The 20141-nt window shown below is 63.8% G+C and carries 24 protein-coding genes; 15 read left to right on the top strand and 9 right to left on the bottom strand.

The features are described from left to right. The first annotated feature begins 9 nt into the window (after window positions 1-9). The 9 genes from QRN21_RS00115 to QRN21_RS00075 all read left to right on the top strand — a co-directional run bounded on the left by QRN21_RS00115 (window position 10) and on the right by QRN21_RS00075 (window position 8707). Window positions 10-1476, top strand: coding sequence for an aromatic ring-hydroxylating oxygenase subunit alpha (locus tag QRN21_RS00115; protein WP_285362808.1), 1467 nt, complete (start codon window positions 10-12; stop codon window positions 1474-1476). Further along, the gene (locus QRN21_RS00110; protein WP_285362807.1) at window positions 1469-2053 is read left to right on the top strand and encodes an aromatic-ring-hydroxylating dioxygenase subunit beta; all 585 of its coding nucleotides are present in this window, start codon (window positions 1469-1471) and stop codon (window positions 2051-2053) included. The genes QRN21_RS00115 and QRN21_RS00110 overlap by 8 nt, the downstream gene beginning before the upstream one ends. Further along, the gene (locus tag QRN21_RS00105; RefSeq protein ID WP_285363166.1) at window positions 2053-3003 is read left to right on the top strand and encodes a PDR/VanB family oxidoreductase; all 951 of its coding nucleotides are present in this window, start codon (window positions 2053-2055) and stop codon (window positions 3001-3003) included. Before QRN21_RS00110 ends, QRN21_RS00105 begins: the two co-directional genes overlap by 1 nt. A gap of 117 nt (window positions 3004-3120) precedes the next feature. Then, complete coding sequence (locus QRN21_RS00100; RefSeq protein WP_285362806.1) at window positions 3121-4641, top strand: ATP-binding protein; 1521 nt, start codon at window positions 3121-3123, stop codon at window positions 4639-4641. Further along, complete coding sequence (locus QRN21_RS00095) at window positions 4638-5282, top strand: response regulator transcription factor (protein ID WP_285362805.1); 645 nt, start codon at window positions 4638-4640, stop codon at window positions 5280-5282. Before QRN21_RS00100 ends, QRN21_RS00095 begins: the two co-directional genes overlap by 4 nt. Window positions 5283-5318: 36 nt before the next feature. Further along, window positions 5319-5609 (top strand): SemiSWEET family sugar transporter, encoded by a 291-nt coding sequence (locus tag QRN21_RS00090; protein WP_285362804.1) that lies wholly within the window; start codon window positions 5319-5321, stop codon window positions 5607-5609. Window positions 5610-5754: 145 nt separating this feature from the next. Beyond that, the gene (locus QRN21_RS00085; RefSeq protein ID WP_285362803.1) at window positions 5755-7479 is read left to right on the top strand and encodes a dihydroxyacetone kinase family protein; all 1725 of its coding nucleotides are present in this window, start codon (window positions 5755-5757) and stop codon (window positions 7477-7479) included. Then, a complete protein-coding gene (locus QRN21_RS00080; protein WP_285362802.1) occupies window positions 7476-7946 on the top strand; it encodes a ribose-5-phosphate isomerase in 471 nt (156 codons plus the stop codon). The genes QRN21_RS00085 and QRN21_RS00080 overlap by 4 nt, the downstream gene beginning before the upstream one ends. Next, on the top strand, window positions 7946-8707 hold the full coding sequence (locus QRN21_RS00075; protein WP_285362801.1) for a triose-phosphate isomerase family protein: 762 nt from the start codon (window positions 7946-7948) through the stop codon (window positions 8705-8707). Before QRN21_RS00080 ends, QRN21_RS00075 begins: the two co-directional genes overlap by 1 nt. A 67-nt stretch (window positions 8708-8774) precedes the next feature. On the opposite strand, the gene QRN21_RS00070 is transcribed toward QRN21_RS00075, so the two are convergent. Further along, complete coding sequence (locus QRN21_RS00070) at window positions 8775-9284, bottom strand: VOC family protein (RefSeq protein ID WP_285362800.1); 510 nt, start codon at window positions 9282-9284, stop codon at window positions 8775-8777. A 733-nt stretch (window positions 9285-10017) separates the two neighbouring features. On the opposite strand from QRN21_RS00070, the gene QRN21_RS00065 reads away from it, so the two are divergent. Both QRN21_RS00065 and QRN21_RS00060 read left to right on the top strand, forming a co-directional pair. Further along, the gene (locus QRN21_RS00065; protein WP_285362799.1) at window positions 10018-10464 is read left to right on the top strand and encodes a MerR family transcriptional regulator; all 447 of its coding nucleotides are present in this window, start codon (window positions 10018-10020) and stop codon (window positions 10462-10464) included. Next, complete coding sequence (locus tag QRN21_RS00060) at window positions 10461-11459, top strand: arsenic resistance protein (RefSeq protein WP_285362798.1); 999 nt, start codon at window positions 10461-10463, stop codon at window positions 11457-11459. The genes QRN21_RS00065 and QRN21_RS00060 overlap by 4 nt, the downstream gene beginning before the upstream one ends. 15 nt (window positions 11460-11474) lie before the next feature. Here the strand turns inward: QRN21_RS00060 and QRN21_RS00055 are convergent, their stop codons facing one another. Then, a complete protein-coding gene (locus tag QRN21_RS00055; protein ID WP_285362797.1) occupies window positions 11475-11846 on the bottom strand; it encodes a hypothetical protein in 372 nt (123 codons plus the stop codon). A gap of 391 nt (window positions 11847-12237) precedes the next feature. On the opposite strand from QRN21_RS00055, the gene QRN21_RS00050 reads away from it, so the two are divergent. Further along, window positions 12238-12369 carry a hypothetical protein gene (locus QRN21_RS00050; protein ID WP_285362796.1) on the top strand — a complete coding sequence of 44 codons (132 nt, stop codon included), beginning with the start codon at window positions 12238-12240 and terminating at the stop codon, window positions 12367-12369. A gap of 178 nt (window positions 12370-12547) precedes the next feature. On the opposite strand, the gene QRN21_RS00045 is transcribed toward QRN21_RS00050, so the two are convergent. Continuing rightward, window positions 12548-13264 carry a hypothetical protein gene (locus QRN21_RS00045; protein WP_285362795.1) on the bottom strand — a complete coding sequence of 239 codons (717 nt, stop codon included), beginning with the start codon at window positions 13262-13264 and terminating at the stop codon, window positions 12548-12550. Between the two features lie 531 nt (window positions 13265-13795). Between QRN21_RS00045 and QRN21_RS00040 the strand changes: the two genes are divergently transcribed. The 3 genes from QRN21_RS00040 (at window position 13796) to QRN21_RS00030 (ending at window position 15632) form a co-directional block, all read left to right on the top strand. Then, window positions 13796-14239 carry a hypothetical protein gene (locus QRN21_RS00040; RefSeq protein WP_285362794.1) on the top strand — a complete coding sequence of 148 codons (444 nt, stop codon included), beginning with the start codon at window positions 13796-13798 and terminating at the stop codon, window positions 14237-14239. A gap of 9 nt (window positions 14240-14248) precedes the next feature. Further along, complete coding sequence (locus QRN21_RS00035; protein ID WP_285362793.1) at window positions 14249-14851, top strand: hypothetical protein; 603 nt, start codon at window positions 14249-14251, stop codon at window positions 14849-14851. A gap of 373 nt (window positions 14852-15224) precedes the next feature. Beyond that, window positions 15225-15632 carry a hypothetical protein gene (locus tag QRN21_RS00030; protein WP_285362792.1) on the top strand — a complete coding sequence of 136 codons (408 nt, stop codon included), beginning with the start codon at window positions 15225-15227 and terminating at the stop codon, window positions 15630-15632. Window positions 15633-15855: 223 nt separating this feature from the next. On the opposite strand, the gene QRN21_RS00025 is transcribed toward QRN21_RS00030, so the two are convergent. The 6 genes from QRN21_RS00025 to QRN21_RS00005 all read right to left on the bottom strand — a co-directional run bounded on the left by QRN21_RS00025 (window position 15856) and on the right by QRN21_RS00005 (window position 19641). Continuing rightward, window positions 15856-16041 carry a hypothetical protein gene (locus tag QRN21_RS00025; RefSeq protein ID WP_285362791.1) on the bottom strand — a complete coding sequence of 62 codons (186 nt, stop codon included), beginning with the start codon at window positions 16039-16041 and terminating at the stop codon, window positions 15856-15858. Window positions 16042-16052: 11 nt separating this feature from the next. Further along, a complete protein-coding gene (locus QRN21_RS00020) occupies window positions 16053-16718 on the bottom strand; it encodes an SOS response-associated peptidase (RefSeq protein WP_285362790.1) in 666 nt (221 codons plus the stop codon). Window positions 16719-16735: 17 nt separating this feature from the next. After that, a complete protein-coding gene (locus QRN21_RS17975) occupies window positions 16736-16897 on the bottom strand; it encodes a TFIIB-type zinc ribbon-containing protein (RefSeq protein WP_350223938.1) in 162 nt (53 codons plus the stop codon). 175 nt (window positions 16898-17072) lie between these two features. After that, complete coding sequence (locus tag QRN21_RS00015; RefSeq protein ID WP_285362789.1) at window positions 17073-17654, bottom strand: hypothetical protein; 582 nt, start codon at window positions 17652-17654, stop codon at window positions 17073-17075. After that, entirely contained in the window at window positions 17651-18670 is a 1020-nt protein-coding gene (locus QRN21_RS00010) for a PDDEXK family nuclease (RefSeq protein ID WP_285362788.1), read from the bottom strand. The genes QRN21_RS00015 and QRN21_RS00010 overlap by 4 nt, the downstream gene beginning before the upstream one ends. A gap of 320 nt (window positions 18671-18990) precedes the next feature. Next, complete coding sequence (locus QRN21_RS00005; protein WP_285362787.1) at window positions 18991-19641, bottom strand: hypothetical protein; 651 nt, start codon at window positions 19639-19641, stop codon at window positions 18991-18993. Between the last annotated feature and the right edge of the window lie 500 nt (window positions 19642-20141).

The following is a 20141-nucleotide window of genomic DNA, read 5'->3' as shown; positions in this document are numbered from 1 at the left end:
ATTCTCTTGATGCCGCCGCTTGCCTCATATAGGGAAATCACTTACCCGAGGGCGCGCCATCCCCGATTGGCGGTGCGGGCGGTGCTCCGTAAGTTTGGCCAGGTTAGTACCGAGCGTCGTCGTCTACGCAGGCGGAGATACCGGTGCACAGGACTCCGAAAGATTGAAGGGCTGCCGATGACCAGTTCGTTCGACGCACGCGTGATCCGCGACCTTCCCCCTCAGGACCTCGTCCTCGAGGACCGGGTCGCGGGGAGAATGTACACAGATCCCCAGATCTTCGACCTCGAGATGCGGAAGATCTTCGAGAAGACGTGGATCTGGGTCGCCCATGAGAGTGAGCTGCCGAAGGCAGGGAGCTTCAAATCGACCCACGTCGGCGAACAGCCGGTGATCGTAACGCGGGACCGGCGCGGCAACATCCACACGATGCTCAATCGCTGCCGGCACCGTGGAGCGAGTGTCTGCGAGCAGCGCACCGGAAACGTCAACGGGTTCACCTGCCCGTACCACGCGTGGTCCTATGGACTGGATGGGAGTTTGCGGGGCATCCCCTACCCGGACGGCTACGAGAACATCATGTCCAAGGAAGGGATGGGACTCAAGAAGCTGCGCACCGAAACGTACGGCGGGATGATCTTCGCCACATTCAACGATGAGATCGAGCCGTTGGAGGACTTTCTCGGCGACGCACGCGTGTGGATCGACCGGTTCATGGCGCAGGGCGGCGGCTATCCCGTGAAGGTGCTCGGCACGCATCGGTTCAAGTACCGGGGAAACTGGAAGATCCAGCTCGAGAACACGACAGACGGCTATCACTTCCCGATCGTGCACCGCTCCTGGATGGCGTCGGTCGATGCGGAGACCGCCGACATGATGAGCTTCATGACCGATCCCGCGGCGGTCACCCACGACCTCGGTAACGGGCACGCCGTGATGCGAATGGTGCCCGAGCGGTCCGATCTGGAGGCGGATGACGGCAGCGAGCCGCTGCAGGCTCGATTCGCCCCTCTCGTGGCAGAGCTCGCCGAAGCCGGCGTGGCTGAGGAGGAGATACGTAAACTCGTCCACAACATTCACGGCACGGGGTTCAACCTCAACCTGTTTCCCAACGTCTCGATGTCGATCTCCTTCTTCCGGGTGCTGCGCCCGGTCGCTGTGAATGAGACTTGGATCGAACACGTCGCACTCGGGGCCGATGGCCCTGCCGACATCGTCGACGCGGTCAACCGCGAGCGACTACGTGCCCACGAGCACTTCCAGGGTCCTTTCGGCTTCGGAACACCGGACGACGCCGAGGGCTGGGACCGCGTCCAGCGCGGTGCCATCGGAGGGCCAGAGCTTCCGATCATGGTGAACCGGGGCCTAGGGCGTGAAGGAGTGGATGCAGACGGCTGGAAGACATCCCATGTCACGGATGAGACCGGTATGCGCGGTGCCTACGGGAAGTGGAAGGAGATGATGGGCGATGACTGAATCGACCAAGACGACCAAGGCGGGCGCTTGGGTGACCGGGCGCGGAGAGCACATCAGGCAGCTTCCGGTGGCGGATGTGCGTTCGGACGACTGGCGCATGGTGCGAGCCATGGACCTGGTCAACCGCGAAGCGGAGCTCCTCGACCACCGGGAATACGAGAAGTGGCAAGAGCTGTACTCCAAGGACGCTCTGTACATCATCCCGATCGAGCAGGAACGGGACGACTTCGAGAACACACTCAACATGGTGTACGACGACGCGACGATGCGAGCGATGCGTGTGACGCGAATGACCGAGGGATACGCCATCGCTGCTGTGGACGCAGCGGCGACGGCGCGCACACTCGGGCGTGTAGTTCCGGCCTCGATCACCGAGGGCAGCAACTGGATTGATGTGAGGTTCCGCGCCGTGCAGAGCCTTTTCAGCTACAAGCGCGGCGTGCACGAGGTATGGGTGGGGGAGATCGATTTCTCGGTGAGGCTCGGCGCATCGGCAGCGGACGATCGCATCGTGCGCAAGGTGATCCGCCTCATCGACGGCGACGACGTGGTCTCTGCAGCCGGGTTCCTGCCGTGATGATCGAGGTCCTCGTCGTCGAGACAGCGCAGGAGGCTGAGAACGTCAAGTCGCTCCGTCTCGTCCGGGCGGATGGCGAGCTCTTCCCGCCTTTCCGTGGTGGAGCGCACATCGACGTCGTGGGGCCGACGGGCATCATGCGCCAGTACTCCCTCTGCAGTCCTCCCTCCGAACGGGGGTCGCTGATGATCGCGGTGAAACGCGAAGCGGACTCGCGCGGTGGCTCTCAGGCGCTGCACGAGGTGCAGGAGGGGGACGCCTTGTCGATCGCGGAGCCGCGCAATCTGCTGGCTCTCGCAGATGACGCCGACCTGCACATGCTCATCGGCGGAGGAATCGGAATCACGCCGCTGCTTGCGATGGCATACGAGCTCCACGATCGGGGCGAGCGATTCGAAGTGCACTATTTCGCTCGAGCGCGGGAGGAGGCCGCGTTCCTCACGCTCCTCGAAGGCACGGCATCCTTCGGGGGAAGCGTTCGTGTTTACATCGGCGTTCCGCGTGACGAGCAGACGGCGATCTTCGCTGGACTGGGTCCGATCCTGACGAGCAACAGCCACGTCTACACGTGCGGCCCCGTCGGGTTCATGAATGCGGTCCGCAACGGTGTGCTCGATGTGATCGGCGAAGACAACTTCCACATCGAGCATTTCGAGGCAGCTGAGGTCGACAAGAGCGACGACAGCGCTTTCGAAGTGGAACTCGACACCGGTGAGGAATTCGAGATCCCCGCGGACAAGTCGATCCTTTCCGTCCTCGAGGAGAACGGCATCGAGGTCTTCAAGTCGTGCGAGGAGGGGATCTGCGGATCCTGCATATCCGGAGTGCTCGAGGGGGTCCCCGACCACCGGGACAACTGCCTCTCCGCCGCGGAGAAGAAGGAGGGCGACAAGATCGCCCTGTGCGTCTCGCGTTCGCTCGGACGGAAGCTGCTGATCGAACTCTACTGAGCGGCCGCGTTCCGCCAGGCTGTCGCTCACCTCCAAGGCGACGTCGCCTGTGCGCATGTGTCGACAGCTGCTGTTGCGGATGATGAAGGGGTAACCACACCGACGCCAGGGAGTCCGATGTCCGAGCAAAAACCCGCACAGCATCCGACTCCTCTCGAATCGGACGGCCTCGTCTCGAGCGACTTCTTCTTCCTGTGGGATGCCACTCCTATGTGCGTACTTCTTCACGACGCGGAGACGAAGGAGATCCTCTGGGCGAATGCGGCAGCATCCCGGATGCTGGAGTTCAGCATCACGGAGCTGAAGCCGCTGAAGGCACCGGACATGTCGAGCCCGGCACATCAGTACGATCGCGCGATCGGTCTCGCCTGGTTGCAGGCCGCAGTGGAGAGCGGGCACAGCTCCATCGAGTGGCACTATCGTTCCCGGTCAGGTCGGGTGATCCCCACAGAGGCGATCGCGACGCGCGTGAGGCTGTCGCGCGGATTGGCCGTCATGGTGCAGTTCCGTGACATACAGCGCGAGCTCTCAGTCCAGCGTCAGCTAGACATCACCAACTCCTACGTCAGCGCGATCGGTCACCACGCGAGCGTGAACATCCTGGTACTGGATGCCGACGGTGCCGTCGAGTACGCGACGGATGCGGCGTTGGCGAGCTTGTGCATCGCCCCCGGACAAGAGCCCGGCCGTCTCGAGGATCGCGCCGAGATTCATCAGGGTGATACGCGGATTACGTGGGACGAGCTCCGTCAGAGCGCCCAGCCGGTCTCGAGAGTGCGGCTGCTCGTCCGTCGAAGTGAGGGCGAGGACGTGTGGTTGGAAGGGACAGTGGAGCGGCTCGAGGAGCACGCCGGCGACGGCTATCTGGTGGTCCTCCAGGACGTCTCGGATCGTGTCCACGCGGATGCCCACCGTGCGCGGGAGGGGTATCGCGAGAACTATCTGGCGAGGTATACGGCGATGGGCGACATGGCGATGACGATCGCCCATGAGCTCGGCCAACCGCTGTCCGCGGCGAGCAACTATCTGCGCGGAGTGACCGCCCATCTCGACGGGGTGTCGAATGAGACACCGGTGACGGAGGAGGTGCGCTCGGCGGTCGGGCTCGCACGACGTCAGATCGATCGGGCGGCTTCCGTCGTTACAAGTGTGCGGTCGTACGTCGGACACCAGGAGCAGGACGCCCAAGCCGCCGACCTGCGAACGATAGTCGAGGAGTCCAGCTACTTCGTCCGTCTGCGCGCGAAGCCCGTCGAGGTCGAGGTCGAGGTCGACCTCGGAGATGATCCGATCATGGTCTGCTGTGAGCGTGTGCTCATCGGTCAGGTGATCTTGAACCTCTGTTTCAACGCGATCGAGGAGCTAACGGGCCTGGAGAAAGGCGCCCGGCGATTGCGGGTCCAGGTGGGGGCGGGCGCGGGCGTCGGCGTCGTGACAGTGACCGACAACGGCAGTGGCATCGCGTTCGATCCCTTCCAACAGAGCTTCGTGTCGAGGCCGAGAGGATCAGGCATCGGCCTTGTCCTCAGCCAACGGATCGTGACGCGCCAGCAGGGGAGCATCTGGGCCAAGCGTCTGCCCGATCACGGCTCGGAGTTCGGCTTCGCTCTCCCCCTCGTCACGGAGGAGAGCGGATGACCGAGCCAGGCGAACCGGAGCCCTCGCCTGTCGTCCACATCGTCGACGACGATGACGCACTGCGATCCTCGTTGGTGTTCTTGTTGCAGACGGTGGGCATCGTCGGTCTGCACTATCCGGACGCGCGCTCGTTCCTCGCGGAGTTCGACCCGGAGGAGCCGGCGGTGGTGATCGTGGATGTGCGAATGCCGGGGATGAGCGGATTCGAGCTCCAGGAGGAGTTGGAGCGCCGCCGCTATCCGGGGCCCGTCATCTTCTGCTCCGCGCACGGGGATGTGGGCATGTCTGTGCGAGCGATGCAGCACGGTGCCGTCGACTTTCTGATGAAGCCCTACGACCCGCAGGACCTGTTGGACGCGGTTCAGCGGCAGGTGAACATCGCAGGAGCAGCCTTCGCCGCCGAACGGAGCCGGGCTGAAGTGGCGCAGAAGGTAGCTCGGCTGACGCCGCGAGAGCGGGAAGTGCTCGCCGGAGTAATAGCTGGTCTTCCCTCTCAGGTCATCGCGACCACGCTCGGCGTGAGTGTGAAGACTGTCGACGTGCACCGAGCCAATATCCGTGCCAAGACGGGGGCCGAGAGTCTGGGCGCGCTCGTTCGCGATGTGCTTCTGCATACGATCTCCCTCGATGATCCGGCATGAGGTGTGCCGCCTGTGTTCCTGGAGAGGACGCAGACGATGGAACTGCTGAACATCGTGGGTTTCACCGCATCCGCGTGGGGAGTGATCATGTCTGTCGCCCCGATCCTGCAGATGGTGAGGCTCGCGCGGACGCGGTCCTCCGATGATGTCTCGCTCGGATACTTCGCGATACTGATGCCCGGGTTCGCATTGTGGGTCGCCTACGGCGTGCTCGGCGGCGATGCCTTCGTGGCGGTGCCAAACCTCCTCTCCCTGCTGGTCACCGGGTCGTTGGTCACTATGGTCATCGGGATGAGGGCGAGGGGGAGGGCGAAGAGCCCAACGTGAACAGGCACTGATCGCTGGCGCGCGTTCTCAAGAAGATGACCCTTTCGAGCAAGCTCATCGGGAGACGCTCGACCAGTCTGGGAGACAGACACGATCGGTGTCTCACCTGCACACGCAAGTGTGCGCAGGCTCAGCGAGGAGAACAATGACACGTCTGTGGAACGATCCGGCTGATTTCGCGGATGAGATGATCGAAGGCTTCGTGGCGGCCAACGGCCGCTATGTGCGTCGGGTGACCGGCGGCGTGGTGCGGTCGACGAGCTCGGCGGCGGGCCAGGTCGCTGTCGTGATCGGCGGGGGGTCTGGTCATTATCCCGCGTTCGGAGGCCTGGTCGGTCAGGGTCTCGCGCATGGCGCGGCGATGGGGAATCTCTTCGCATCGCCGTCAACGCAGCAGGTATACGCGGTCGCGAAGGCCGCCGATCAGGGCGGCGGCGTGTTCTTCTCCTACGGCAACTATGCCGGAGACGTCCTCAACTTCGATGTCGCGGAGGAGCGGCTGCGTGCAGATGGGGTGGACTCGGCGACGGTCACGGTGACGGATGATGTCGCATCTGCGCCGCTCTCCGAGAGACACAGACGCCGGGGCATCGCGGGAGATCTCACGGTGTTCCGCGCCGCGGGGGCCGCAGCAGAGGCCGGGTACGACCTCGCCGCTGTGACTGCGGTGGCAGCCAAGGCGAACGACCGCACCCGATCTTTCGGGGTGGCGTTCTCGGGCTGCACGCTCCCCGGCGCGCGGGCGCCGTTGTTCGCGGTTCCCCCAGGGCGGATGGCCGTCGGGCTCGGGATCCACGGTGAGCCAGGAATCTCGGAAGCAGACATCCCTACCGCCGACGAGCTCGCCGAACTTCTGGTGTCGCGTCTGCTCGACGAGCGTCCCGAGGGAGCGGACGGCAGAGTCATACCACTACTCAACGGGCTCGGATCCTTGAAGTACGAAGAGATGTTCGTCATCTACCGCCGTATCGCCCGTCTTCTGGATGCCCACGGGCTTGAGGTGATCGACCCTCACGTGGGGGAATACTGCACGTCGTTCGACATGGCCGGAACCTCGCTGACTCTTTTCTGGCTCGACGACGAACTGGCAACCCTGTGGGACACGCCAGTTGATACCCCCGCCTACCGTCGCGGTTCTGTCGTCGCGCGGCAGAGGTCGGATGCCTCCGCGATGGCCGACACAGCCGAGGTCGTCATGCTCGGCGACGCCGTGTCGCAGGGCGTCGCGGTCACGGTACTTGCTGCGGTGCAGGCGATCGTCGAAACGGTCGATGCGCATGTGGACGAACTCGGGCGCCTCGATTCGGTCGCCGGCGACGGCGATCACGGCATCGGGATGCAGCGCGGATCCCACGCAGCACTGGCAGCCGCGAAGGCCGCCGCCGCCGGCGGCGCGGGAGCGGGGACGGTGCTCGAACGTGCCGCCGACGCATGGTCTGATAAGGCAGGCGGAACGTCAGGAGCCCTATGGGGCGTCATTCTGTCGGCCCTCGCATCCAAGCTGGGAGACGCTGGTGCGCCAGACGCGTCGGCTATCGCCGCCGGCGTCGCAGCCGGAGCGAGGAACGTAATGGACTACGGCAAGGCAGAGGTCGGCGACAAGACGCTTGTCGATGCGCTCGTCCCATTCTCCGGAGCCCTGACCCGCGCCGTCGACATGGGCGCTTCTCTGGGCAACGCGTGGGCCGTTGCAGCGGACGCCGCCGTCAGTTCCGCTGCTGCGACCGCAGACCTCCTTCCCCGCATGGGCCGTGCGCGCACGCATGGACAGAACAGCGTGGGAACCCCGGACCCTGGCGCGCATTCGCTCGCCCTGATCGTCGCCGCAGTGGGCTCGACGCTCGCAGCATCAGGAGAGGACACCCCATGACTCAGCCCCTTCGTCTCGTGGTCGGCGCCGACGACGCCGGTTTCGACTACAAAGAGATTCTCAAAAGAGACCTCGAATCCAACGCCGACGTGGCATCGGTCGTCGATGTCGGCGTCGATGCGGAGGGACATACTGCATACCCGCGCGTCGCGATTGCCGCCGCAGAGATGGTCGCGAGGGGCGAAGCCGATCGCGCGCTGCTCATCTGCGGTACCGGCCTAGGAGTCGCGATAGCAGCCAATAAGGTCGCCGGGGTCCGCGCCGTCACCGCGCACGATTCTTTCTCTGTCGAACGCGGTGTGCTCTCAAACGACGCTCAGATCCTCACCATGGGACAACGCGTAGTCGGTATCGAACTTGCGCGTCGCCTCGTCCGGGAATGGCTCACTTACCGCTTCGACACCACTTCCGCTTCTGCCGAGAAGGTCGCCGTGATCGTCGAGTACGAGAGCTTCGGATCCTGCTGATGGGGCAAGTCACGGTGGCGGTGAGTCTGAAGACGTACTTCAGCAACGCTGAGGCGACAGCGTGGTTCACCCTGATCGCCGAGCGCGTCCGCAAGGTTCCCGCCGTGATCGATGAGTCGGTGCGGGTGGTTGTCATCCCCACGTACCTGCAGATCCCGTCCGCCCTCCGCGCCTTTCGTGGAATACCTGTATTGATCGGTGCGCAGGACGTCTCGGCCGAGCCACCTGGCGCCTTCACCGGCGAGGTGAGTGCCGATGAGCTCGCTGAGGTCGGCGTCGGCGTGGCCGAGGTCGGCCATGCCGAGCGTCGACGCCTGTTCTCCGAGACGGACGCGCTGATCGCTGCGAAGGCCACCGCCGCTCTCCGCCACCGGATCACGCCTCTGGTCTGCGTGGGAGAAGCCGCGGATCTCGGCGCTCGAGCGGCGGCGCTCCTGAACGTCCAGCAGATGGCCGCGAATCTCGAGGGGGTCCCCCCGGGCGCCGTCATCATCGCCTACGAGCCGGTGTGGGCGATTGGGGCGGACCGCCCGGCCCAAGACGAGCACATCTCAACTGTCACCCGCGCGCTACGGGCCGAACTAAACGCCCATCGCGATCGAGAAGGCAGCGTCGTCATCTACGGAGGCTCGGCGGGTCCCGGCTTGCTCACCAGACTCGGCGATGCGGTCGACGGAGTATTCCTCGGGAGGTTCGCTCACGATCCCGACGCGTTCACCTCGGTTCTTGACGAAGCTGCTGCGATCGCGCACAGGGACTGAAGCTTTGCTGACCGGGAGGCCGACGAGCGTCGGTTCGACCTGTTCTTCGATCCCACAGCAGTGGCGATCAGTCGAAGACAGGTTCGCCGTCCGGCCCTATTACCAGCGGGTCGCCGTCGTCGGAGAACGCAGGCTGTGGCTCGACGCCGACGAACTCCAGACGGATCCCGTCGAGTGCTTCTGGATCCGTAAACCACAGGATCGCTCGGCCTGCCTCGTCGAGCGACGCGCCATCGACGGCGATACCGCGCTCGATGAAAGATCGGCGTAGCTCGTCAGCCTCATCGATCTGGACGATTCCGAAGTGGTGGATTCCTCGCTGCGAGGGTCCGTGGGTGCCGCTGCCGGTCACTTCCATGAGTTCGATTCGCGGTGGGCCCTCGTTGGAGAAAGCGAGTCGCGCGTCGTGATGGTGGGGTCCCGCCTGGCTGCTGTCGATCCAGGAGTCGGTACGATAGCGGCAGATGGGGCCGAATGTGTATCCCATCACCGACTCCCAGCGCGCGATCGCCGTTTCGAGGTCATCGACGAGGACCCCGATGTGCTCGATCAGCCTCGGTTTGGTCTTTTCCGCCATGGTTCGTGCCTCTCCCATTCGAAACTCGCGACTGGTGTCTAATCTTATCGATCGTGAGTTGGGGTGCCGTCGGCACAAAAACCGCGAATATATGGCGAGGGCCACCTGTAAGTTCTTCTGATTCGGCGCGGGGACGGCTTCATCGTTCGCGGCGACTCCACCAAAGTGAGAGAAACGCTTGGAAGACGTTCCGCGCCTGTCGTTTGCTCCCATTTACTCAGCACATATCCAGAGGACATCTCGGTCGTCACCGACAACGTCGCTGTCGGCGGTGGCCGCCCGACACCTCATTGGATCTGCTTGAGCGCGGATCGCCTGCATAGGCGGAGACCCCTCTTGCGCGTGCCCTATCGGTCGCGTCTCGGTCGCCGAGGGGAGCGCTCGGTCGCCGCGGCCTGGCGCTGGCGGACCCGGGCCACGCCACGGTGCCCCGGGCGGAATCCGCTTGGGGGCGGTGTGAAACAGTGGGTCGCTGGTAGAGATCGCGGCCGTCCCCTTCCGTGGCGACTACGCCTTGGATAGTTGCGATGAGTGGTCTTATCGTCGGTAAACGGCCAGACAGGGAAGTAAGAAGGGGCTGAGCAGATGAGAGCGCGTTTCCAGTGCTGGCGCGGCACAGTCGGCGACACGCGGACTTGATGCCGAACCTGGGTAAGCGCTCGGTGGCGATGCCGATGGGCGTGGGGCGGCACCGTTTGACCTTCGACTCCACTCGAACGTTTAGTGTCGAGTCGTGCGCATCTCCGAGCTCTCCCGCAGGTCCGGCATCCCGGCGACCGCGCTGCGGTTCTACGAGACCGTCGGCCTGCTGAGATCAGCCCGTGGCGCGAACGGATATCGCGACTACGACGACAGCGCGATCGATCGCCTGTCCTTCATCCACGGCGCGAAGCAGCTCGACATGTCTCTGCCCGAGATCGCCGAGCTGCTCGAGGTGGTGGAGAGCGAGAGCTGCACCCAGGTGAGAGACACCTGGCGGCCCAAGCTCGAGGAGAGGCTGCGTGACGTGGATGAGCGCCTGCATGTGCTCACCCGGCTGCGCGAACGCCTGGTCGACGCTGCCGAGCATGTCTCTGCGTGCCCGGATAGTGGTGACCGGTGCCGGACGGAGTGTGTGCTCGCGAGAGCCGGCGCGTCGGCGTGCGCGGACACGGCGTCCACGGTCGAGGCTCCGACATGAGAACCGATGCTCTCGTCGAGTGGTGGGATCGCCACCAGATCGCCCTGTACGTCGCTGCGATCCTCATCGGTGTTGCCGTGGGCCTGTCGGCGCCGCAGCTCGCGCCGACGCTCGAGCACTCGATCGAGCCGGTCCTCATGCTGTTGTTGTTCGCCACGTTCCTCGGCGTGCCTCTGATCGAGGTGGGACGGGCTTTTCGGGATGTGAGGTTCCTCTGCACCGTGCTCGTGGCGAACTTCGTCGTCGTGCCCCTGATCGCGTGGGCGCTCTCCCGGTTCGTCGCTGACGACAGAGGGCTGCTGCTCGGGGTGCTGCTTGTTCTGCTGACCCCGTGCATCGACTACGTGATCGTGTTCGCCGGGCTTGCCGGGGGAGCTCGCGCCCGTCTGCTCGCCGCGGCCCCGCTGTTGATGCTCGTTCAGATCCTGCTGCTTCCGGTGTTCCTGTTGATGTTCGCAGGCGGAGATGTGCTCGCCGTCATCGACGTCGAGCCCTTCGTGAAGGCGTTCCTCCTCCTCATCGTCGTCCCTCTGGCGGCGGCGGCGGTCGTGCAGGCGATCGCCCGAAAGTGGAGGGCTGGCCGGGTGATCGAAGAGGTGATGGCGGGAGCGATGGTGCCCCTGATGATGGCGACCCTCGCCGTCGTGGTCGGATCCCAGATCAGTGCCGTCGGATCACAAGCACTGACCCTCCTACGGGTGGTGCCGCTCTACGTCGCGTTCGTCGTCATCGCGGTCGCGGTGGGACTCGCCGCCGGTCGAGCAGCGCGTCTAGATGTGCCGTCCACGAGAGCGGTGATGTTCTCCGCCGCGACTCGCAACTCGCTTGTCGTTCTGCCGCTCGCTCTGGCACTGCCTCCGTCCTTGAGCATCGCGCCGCTGGCCGTGGTCACTCAGACATTGGTGGAGTTGATCGCCATGGTGATCTTGGTCCGACTGGTGCCGCGTATTGAGCGCTCAGACGCGCGAGCTGGCGCTGATCCGGCGTCTCGGTAGTCGGGCGCCGGCGACTCAGACTCGGGCGTTGAACACCTGAAACGCCACGCCATCCTCGTGTTGCCAGTGGGAGGCGATGCCGAGCGAGCGCTTCGTCAGCTCATCCCGGAAAGCCTCGATGTCGTCTTTCGTGAAGGCCCACGCGTGCTGCGACGAGCGGGCACGGTACGGGGCGAGGGCGCGGATGTTGATCCTGCAGACGAACGATGAGAAGTCGACGCTGCGGGGGAGAGCTCGCCCGGCTTCATGATCGACCTGCCTGGGCGAACCGTGGTGGTCGCCGTACTCGGTGCCGGCGCGCATCATCTCGGCGACCATGTCCAGGCCCTGCAGGTGCTCCGGCGTCGGGTACGTCGGTCGCTGCGGCCATGAGGGCGTCGTACTCATCGGAGAGACGCCGCTGGTCGAGGCTGTGGATGGTCCTGAGATCCGAGAACGCGCGCTCGTTGTCGTTGATGACCTGACGCAGAGCAACCAGCTCGTCGGTGTCGTGCGGGGTCGTGCTGTAGATGAGAGCCATCGGCGTTCTCCTCGAGGTCGTGTGTGGGGTGAGCGTCGAGCGCAGGCCAGGAGGCGGTCGTGACGAGCGGGGTCGAGGCTCGCTGAGCAACTGAGGTTTTTGAGGTTGAAAACACGAAATTCCCGGAATCACGCGGATCGACGTGGACGCCGCATAGTGAGGTTTCTGAGGTTGCGGTCGCCAGCCGCAGTGGCCGGCTGACCGGATCCGTCGCGCGGGGGATGACCGCGGGCACGCCGAGTCCGTAGCGTGAAGCGCATGGATATCGCTTCGATGATCATGGGCGGCTCGATCGTTTCGATCGGGTGGATCGCGTTCTGGCCGTGGGCACAGCTGAAGCGGCTTCGCGAGCTCGAGGGAAGTGCAGCCGCAGGTCCGGACCCGGGTTAGACCTCGTTCAGAGGCAATGCGCGCTCGGATGCGCTCGGTTGCTGGGGGTCTCTGTCGAAGTGCCCCAGCAACTCAGCGCACGGGAGCGCACGAAATCCGCGAGATCCTGCGGAAGTAGGGTCGGGGGTCATAAGCAGTGCCGACCGGCCCGGGCTTATGACCCCGCGCTGGCGCGCGGCTAGCCTCGAGCGGTAGCGAGCTCCTGCTCGAACGGCTCGCCGGCTGCGCGCTCGAGCACGGCGCGTAGCCGTGCGTATCCGGGCAGGTGGTTGTGGTCGCTTCGCACGCCGTCGCCGTCGAGCATCCGACGCAGGCTGTCGTGCTCCTCCCTGCGAACCCCGATGCTCATGTTCGGGTTGCTCTCATCGAACCGCACGATGGGCAGCCCGATCATGGTGGCCGCGAGGATCACAGCACCGTTCGAGACGTAGAGACCCATCGGAGCGAGTAGACGCTCCACCGTGTGCTTCAGCTCGTAGCTGCTCACCCACTCGCGGGAGTACATGTCGATCAGGCTGGTGTCGAAGGGGATCCCCGACGCGGTGATCGGGGGAGTGCCGCCTGGAGCGAGGGTCTTCGAGTGAGAGAACACCCGCAGTGCCTCGACCGACAGGAGCACCTCGCGAAGTACCCCGGCTGAGAGCTCGTCCCGCATGGCTACTTCGGCGCGCAGACCGGTGCGGCCGAACCTGCCGGCGTAGCCATTCCGACCGAGGAGCGGATCCTCCTCGAGCACGCGGAGCAGGTCCCGAATGACGATGCGATCGCCGAGGATGCCCTGGTGGAGCGGCTCCGCGACGAGGCGCAGCGCCTCGGTGTACTTCATGCCGGCGGCATCGCGCCAGGCCTTCGCGTCGCGCGTGATGGCGGGATCGCGGTTGGTGGAATCAGGCAACTCGATCTCATTTCTGGACGTCGACCCCCACGCCTGCGACGCCCTCATGAGAGAGAAGGTGATTCGACAGGTACTGCAGCTCTGGATCCGCCTCGGTTGTCCTCTGCGTCTGACCCGCGTGGGGAGTCAGACTCGGAGCGTGGCGGTCCAGACCGCCGAAGTATCAGTGTAGGTACGGGGTGGGACATCCTGGTCAGTCGCCTCTGACGATCAGGGGACGAGGAGGAGACCGACAGGGGATGCTCGACTGCCCAAAGGCGGTGCGCAAACTGCCGAGTTTCCGGTCGCGAATGTACTCGCGAATTGTGGAGATGGCGTCATCTGAGGCGTGCTCGCGTATTGCCAGCGTCGGTGCACGCGCGTTCCGCACCCCAGGTCGCGGCGACGCATCGACCAGTGATTATGTGTCCCCCAGATGGCGGACACAGGCCCGCTACTCTGTCCCCCATCTGGGGGACAAATAGGGTCTTAACTGGGGTTTTCCTTGTGTATTCGAATTTCCAAGGGTACGGTTCAGGCGAAAAGGAGGCAATGGTGCAATCTCTTATTTCCAACAATCCGGTGTCAACTGGTGGGATGAATCGACAACGGCCCAAACGGCGAAAGCGCGGGCTGGGAAAGGCATCTGCTGCGTCGATTCTGTCGGCCCTGTTCGTGCTGGGGGTAAGTATCCCTGCCGAAGCCGCAACCACCACCTATGCGAACACCTCAACAGTCCGCAACCAGACCATCACCAGCTCGACGCACGCGATGAATGGTGGCTCTGTGGCTGCCACGCCTGGGAGCCAGTGGGAGCAGACGCGGGCAACGGTGGTGGGCGTGGGTAACTTCAACGGTCTCGGCTCGACGACCACGAACTATGTTCACGAGCGGGTCACGACTCAGGTGTATTGCCAGTGGCGAAATGATAGTCCGCCGCCCTGGAACACCCCTGCGGGCACCCGCCTCACCCTCAACTGCAAGTACACGTACTAAGGAGCACTCATGGACAAGGCAACGGGTCGATCAATAACGATCTCCGTGGCAGCGGCCGCAGCCACTGCGATCGTCGCGGCAGGGGTGATCTCCCTGGCGATGAACACACCATCTGCGAATGCGGCAGCGGACACGGGCGACTGGGGCAACAGTGTCAGTCTCATCGATGACAAGCGCACCAGCGCTGATGAGATCCCGTCGAACTTCGACGTGGATTCCAGCATCCGGGCGACGTCTCAGCTCTTGGGCAGCGAAGGAACGGCGTCGTACTGGACGGCCGTCGATTCAAAAGGCGACATCTGCCTGACTGTCACATTCGAAGGATCGATGGACATCGCGATGACGTCGTGCATACCTGAGAAGGACTTCATGGAGCACGGGGTTCCGATCCAGGCGAACACGGTCGACGGTGCGACTGTCGCCTACCTCCTGCCTGACTCGCTCGTCGGAGCGAAGACGAACCAGGATCTCAGCGCTCTGCACCCGAACCTCCTCGTCGGTGACCCCTTCGCCGTCGGCCAGACCGCGGAGAAGCTCGTGGCCGACGACGGCGCGACGATCAATCTCCCGGGCTTTGGTGAGCCTGGCGACTACACGAAGGCGCCGGAGTGAACCGCCGTAGCAGCGCCGGCGTCGCGGCCGGCGCTGCAGCGTTGACGGTGCTGCTCGTTCTGGGTATCCCGCTCTCTGCATCTGCAGCATCCTGGAACACGTACTTCAACGGACAGACGTCGCAGAACCAGACGATCTCGACCTCCAACCGGTCCATGAACGGCGGAGATGTCACGACTCCGGTCGTTCTCCCCGAAGTTCGCATCACGCAGGTCGGCGTCGGATCACAGCAGGCATACAGGCATGCGGAGGTCACTCACGCCACGATGACCACCCAGTCGTACTGTCAGTGGAAGTACAGTTCCCCGACACCAGGGACAACCTGGGGTATTCAGTGCCGATATCGGCTTTGATGGATCGCATGAAGAGACCTGTGCTGTTCGGAGCGTCAGTGCTGATGATCGGGTTGCTCGCCGGCTGCGTCGCGCAACCGGACCGCACCCCGGAATTGAGCGAAACCGCGAACGCGGAAGACGCCCTGCCTGCGGAGGTGGACGAGGTCGGCGGTTTGCAGCTGGACGAGTCCACCGTTCGCTTCGCGGGCGAGGACGAGGGCTGGCGAGTGTTCATCGGTCGGTCCGTTGAGGTCGATGATGTGACCTCGTATTGCGTCGTGGCCGTCCCGGAAGACGACGAGAGTCAGGGCCTGTGCGGGGACTCGCTCCCCGTTCGGGTGAACGTTCTGGATGGACCCTCGTTCTGGTTCACGGGTGACACGGGAACGACACCCGATGGATTCGAGCAGCTCTCACCGAGCGTGTACTGGAAGCCAGCGCAGTAAACACGAGAGCCGCGAGCCGCTCAGGTGCGTTCGGTTGCTGGGGGTCTCTGATCGGAGTGCCCCAGCAACCGAGAGCACCGGAGCGCACGAAATCCTTGAGATTCCGCGGAAGTGGGATCCCCGTGCTGGCGCGATGTTTCGCGTGCTCGATCAACTCGTCGATCGTCACGTCTGCGTCGACGTATGACTGGGCACTCCCCAGGACTGCCGGATCCGGCTCCAGTCACCCGGGACCCAGTCTCCCCACCGTGTCTGCGGCATCATCATGTCGCCGGATCAACTCGAGCGTCTCTTCGGTCGTGAAGGTCTTTCCTCCGCGTTCGGCGAGAGCCTCGATCTGAAGTGCCTCCATGCCCTCTCGGATCTCCTGGAGACGCGCGAGACGCGCCTGGTCTTCTGGGTCGGTCACGGTGTCTCCGTTCAGGCGACCGGCTCCAGCAGAGTCGGGTCAGTGGGGTCGACGATGTGTTCGCGGATGGTGGAGGCGATGTCGCTCGAGGTGTGCTCGAGCATCGCCAAGGTCTCCGTCTTCCGGTCACCGGTGAGCTTCTCCGGCGTGAGCCAGGCATCCCAGGTGTCGGGAGTCAGGAACGCGGGCATCCGGTCGTGCACCTCACCGCTGGCGTCGCGCGCTTCGCGGGTGATGACGACGAAGCAGCGCGACTTCTCGCCGTTCGGCAGCTCCATCGACCAAGTGAGACCGGCCGCCGAGAGCAGTCCGTCGCCGTGAAGGAAGTGCGGGGTCTTAGGGGGCTTCTCGCCCGTCCACTCGAAGTAGCCGCGCATGGGAACGATGCATCTTGCCGCTGAGAAGGCGGGCGCCCAGAAGCCCTGAGCGAGCTTCTCGATCCGAGCGTTTATGACCGGCCCCCCCTTGGGGCGGTTCGCCGGCTTCTGCCAATCCCAGCGCACCAGCTCGAGGATCCGCCCCTCGCCGCGATTGCGGACGATCGGTGCGTCCTCCGTCGGTGCCACCGAGTAGGCACCGGCCCACGACTTCCACCAGTCGTCGGGCTTGCCGCCGCCGGCGACGTACTCTCGGATCAGCTCGTCTGTCTTGGCGTCGTTCGCGAATCGGCCGCACATGGAACCGAGGATACGCCTCAGACCAAGGCTTGATCAGCTCCGCAGTCGGGGCACGACCAGACGGGAGTTCCGTCTCGCTCAGCGGGCTCCATCGGGTGCAGACACTTGGCGCAATTGGGCGTGCTGAGTGCGTCGTCGCGGAGCTGATGTAGCTCTCGCTGTTTCTGGAGATCGTCCACAGGAGAAGCGTAAGTCAGGGCCCAAGGCGCGCGAGGCGGGCGCTCTCGAGAGCCGATTGCCGGGGCCTTCAGGAGCCGCTCGCGGCAATGAAGCGCCCTGTGAGGGGCGGCAGGAGGGCGAGAGCAAGGTTGGCTACAGGTGGTGCTGCGAACGATGAACACATGCGCAGCTGCGTCAGGCGTTGGCTGTTCCGGCGATGAAGGACTCGACGGCGTCGGTGACCTCGCCGTAACGCCCCTCTCGGATCGCCGTGATCGGAGTGTCCTCCCGTAGGCGCGGGTTCCCGCCGATGAACCACTGCCGCGCGATGTCGTCACCTTCGACCGTGGCCAGCAGCAGCCACTTCTGGTGTGCAAAGGTCAGCCGTTTCGAGGCTTCCGAGCGTGGCTCGGGTCCGTCAGCTTTGCCCCAGCGGCTCGGGAGCTTGCGATCCTTGGATCCAGCGATTCCCGCCACGAGCGTCGGGCCGAGGGCCGCATTGAGCTCACGCACGATGTCGTGGATGTTCATACTGTCGCGTAGCACCACGGCGGTGTAGGTGTCGTTAACGGCCCAGGGCGTGCCCGCTAAAAAGAAGAACGGACCCAGAACTGACCCGCCGACGATTCGGTGCTCTTCGCCAACCCGGGGCACGCGGTCGAACTTTATGGGTGAGATCGATTCGATTTCGTCCCATGCAGTTCCGGTCAGTCGCACCGTATCGCCTACTCTGATCTGCGTGATGGGAGTGTGTTCGGCGTCACTCGGTGACATCATGCGTCTCCAATCTGTTTGAGGCGAACGAACGCGATCACAGCCGAGTAGAAGCGGTTGCGGCTGAGCAATCGCCAAATCCGACCGCCTTGCTTCGTCGAAGACAGACCTTCGGCGGGGGCGGTTGTGCGCAGGTACGCCACAGTGGTGTGTCTGGCGTGATACTTGCGTACGTACGGGGGGATCTCAGCGGTCGGCATGAACGGGTCGGGTGAAACGCCTGAAGCGATGTATACGTGTTTCCAGTCCCCGCTGTTCTCCACAATCGACTTAAGTTTGGAACCGAGTTCGCCTTGGTTGCAGAGGGTTAGGTTCACCCCCGTAGAGACTTGCTTATAGTGCCACTCCTCATACAGCGCCCATACCGTTCGGAACGTCACGATCGATGCGCGGAACTGTTGCGACTGCATAGCCCAGAACCACTCGATCGCTAGGCCGGATCGGTGCGGAGTTTGGGCCGGTGATGTGTCGACCGCGCGGCGGTCGCACTTTGGCGATTGCCCTAGCTGTATCAAGCCCTCCTGCCCGATTTGCTTGAGTTGCAGAGTCCGATCAATAACGACATACGTGTAAACGGATATCGGGTATCCGAGATCCAAGAGTTCCAGAACGCTGTTGGCGATCCGCGGCGTAATCGCACGTGCGATCACCACGACGGCTGGGGGAGTCGCCATGCTCTGCGGGAGTGCGCGGTTGAAGTGCTGCTCGAACGCGGCTGCAAGGTTAACTCGAAGCGTCCCCGGCCGCAGGGTCTTCATGAGCTCGTGCAGCGTCTGCCGCTTGATGCGTTGGCGGTACTCGAGGATCTGGGCGGCGGTCCGATCCGGCGTCTCGCCGAGTTTCAGTTCGATGATGTAGAGCCGTCCCGCGATATCAATGGCGAGCAGGTCAAGTTGGCGATCGGGCACAAAGCGAACCTGTCGGCCGATCAGTAGCAGATCGATCCCCAGAAACGTGCAGACCGCACTCCACCGCTGCGTGAGGAAGTCCTCCAACGCGTCTTCCGTGCCGAAGGTCATGGAGGCGCTCACTGTTCGTTGCTCGGCGCCGTCGCTTCAACGGACACAAAGAACTGCGCCGACCCAGGGGTGCTCGGGCGTGTCTTATGTGAGCCGTCGCCAGGGGGCTCCGCCAAGTTGTTGATCATCACGAAGACCAAGATATGTGGGTCATTCGCCGTGGGCACTGCTGAAACGAACGTTCTCACGCAGGAAAGGAGTAAAAATTGGGTCTTGACAACCTCTAGACACCTCGGCGGTCGATCGGCGCTACGTGCCTCGTCCGGAAGGCGTCTTCTCGCGCACATCCGAGTGTCGATAGTAGATCCGGGTGGGGTTCCTCACCGCCATTTCTGGCCTTCTTTGATCTGTCTCAGCGCCTCGATGCCACCGCCGCTGCGGAACCACTCGACCGGTGTCTGCCTTCCACGAGTCACCATGTTGGCTTGCGGTGTGTGCATCATGCCCGAGACAGAGATCCAGTGATCGTCTTCGACCAGACCGATGATTTCGGCGAGGTGGGGGAGGAGCTTCCCCTGCGAAGACAGGCTGAACTGCCACGACGGGAATCGTCGCCTGCCAGCAACTTCAACCGCGTAAATCCCGCCAGCGGCGATGAGTTCGTCGAGCTCCGTTGCGCTCAGATCCAGGAATCCCTCGACATCGTCCGCCGACAAGCTGTCGTACAGGCTCGACAAAAGCGTCCTCACGACATTCGACTGCAGCTCGCCTCGTGCCAAGCGAGCGGCCGTCTCTTGAAGCTTCTCCTCCGTGAAGCTTCCAGATCTGATCAGGAAGTCGACTTCCTCTGTCGACAGCCGTGACTCATCCGAGACGGGCCTTTCGGCGAGGAGAGAGTCAGTGATTGCGCGTGCCATGAAATCCCCATCCGCGTTGAGTCTGGTGATCGCGTCAACGAGGTGAGCAACAGCGTCATCCGAGGGGCGCGCTTGCCATGGTCGTCCATGAGGTGTCGCGGAAGAATCAGTCATGGCCACAGAGTAGACGCGGCATGGGACAGAAGGAGATGACACGGACCTCCGAGAATCAACCGCGACCCTGCGGGCGTCATCGCGTGAGTCCGGTGTCGAGCTGTTGACCGCGTCGAGGAATCCAGACAGTGTCGCTTGATCGTGTGCAAAGTGTATGGGGCTACACCTTTGCGAATGGACCCTCACCTATTGCGCACGGTCTCCACCTGCCCGCGGCGCTAGCGCTATCGCTTCCTCGTACGTCCTGGCCGAGTTCAAGCGCTCACGATGCAAGGGAACGCACGTTGCACCGGGGAGACAGCGAAGACATGGACGTTCGCTGGGCTCGCTGACGGCTCTGTCTCTCCCATCAATATGAGGATGCGGGAACCTTGTGTCCGAGCTACTGAGCCGGTAGTCCGAGCTGAAATTTCTGAGGGCAGGGGTGGCCGCGAAGTGGCCCCATCTGGTCACTTGCCGGTCAGGCAGGGGGAGTCGGCGGGAGGGTGGCCGTGATGTGG

Origin of the sequence: Microbacterium sp. LMC-P-041 (genome assembly GCF_030209555.1) — a bacterium.
Taxonomy (GTDB): domain Bacteria; phylum Actinomycetota; class Actinomycetes; order Actinomycetales; family Microbacteriaceae; genus Microbacterium.
Note: the sequence above shows the minus strand (reverse complement) of the source record. Positions and strands in the feature narration are given on the sequence as shown.

Excerpts from the sequence above, each read along its gene's own strand:
- QRN21_RS00010 (WP_285362788.1), bottom strand. The coding sequence starts at position 18,670 with ATGACCTTCGGCACGGAAGACGCGTTGGAGGACTTCCTCACGCAGCGG.
- QRN21_RS00095 (WP_285362805.1), top strand. The coding sequence starts at position 4,638 with ATGACCGAGCCAGGCGAACCGGAGCCCTCGCCTGTCGTCCACATCGTC.
- QRN21_RS00020 (WP_285362790.1), bottom strand. The coding sequence starts at position 16,718 with ATGTGCGGCCGATTCGCGAACGACGCCAAGACAGACGAGCTGATCCGA.
- QRN21_RS00060 (WP_285362798.1), top strand. The coding sequence starts at position 10,461 with ATGAGAACCGATGCTCTCGTCGAGTGGTGGGATCGCCACCAGATCGCC.
- QRN21_RS00100 (WP_285362806.1), top strand. The coding sequence starts at position 3,121 with ATGTCCGAGCAAAAACCCGCACAGCATCCGACTCCTCTCGAATCGGAC.
- QRN21_RS00085 (WP_285362803.1), top strand. The coding sequence starts at position 5,755 with ATGACACGTCTGTGGAACGATCCGGCTGATTTCGCGGATGAGATGATC.
- QRN21_RS00015 (WP_285362789.1), bottom strand. The coding sequence starts at position 17,654 with ATGATGTCACCGAGTGACGCCGAACACACTCCCATCACGCAGATCAGA.
- QRN21_RS00055 (WP_285362797.1), bottom strand. The coding sequence starts at position 11,846 with ATGAGTACGACGCCCTCATGGCCGCAGCGACCGACGTACCCGACGCCG.
- QRN21_RS00105 (WP_285363166.1), top strand. The coding sequence starts at position 2,053 with ATGATCGAGGTCCTCGTCGTCGAGACAGCGCAGGAGGCTGAGAACGTC.
- QRN21_RS00110 (WP_285362807.1), top strand. The coding sequence starts at position 1,469 with ATGACTGAATCGACCAAGACGACCAAGGCGGGCGCTTGGGTGACCGGG.
- QRN21_RS00115 (WP_285362808.1), top strand. The coding sequence starts at position 10 with ATGCCGCCGCTTGCCTCATATAGGGAAATCACTTACCCGAGGGCGCGC.
- QRN21_RS00080 (WP_285362802.1), top strand. The coding sequence starts at position 7,476 with ATGACTCAGCCCCTTCGTCTCGTGGTCGGCGCCGACGACGCCGGTTTC.
- QRN21_RS00070 (WP_285362800.1), bottom strand. The coding sequence starts at position 9,284 with ATGGCGGAAAAGACCAAACCGAGGCTGATCGAGCACATCGGGGTCCTC.
- QRN21_RS00005 (WP_285362787.1), bottom strand. The coding sequence starts at position 19,641 with ATGACTGATTCTTCCGCGACACCTCATGGACGACCATGGCAAGCGCGC.
- QRN21_RS00090 (WP_285362804.1), top strand. The coding sequence starts at position 5,319 with ATGGAACTGCTGAACATCGTGGGTTTCACCGCATCCGCGTGGGGAGTG.
- QRN21_RS00075 (WP_285362801.1), top strand. The coding sequence starts at position 7,946 with ATGGGGCAAGTCACGGTGGCGGTGAGTCTGAAGACGTACTTCAGCAAC.
- QRN21_RS00035 (WP_285362793.1), top strand. The coding sequence starts at position 14,249 with ATGGACAAGGCAACGGGTCGATCAATAACGATCTCCGTGGCAGCGGCC.
- QRN21_RS00040 (WP_285362794.1), top strand. The coding sequence starts at position 13,796 with ATGGTGCAATCTCTTATTTCCAACAATCCGGTGTCAACTGGTGGGATG.
- QRN21_RS00050 (WP_285362796.1), top strand. The coding sequence starts at position 12,238 with ATGGATATCGCTTCGATGATCATGGGCGGCTCGATCGTTTCGATCGGG.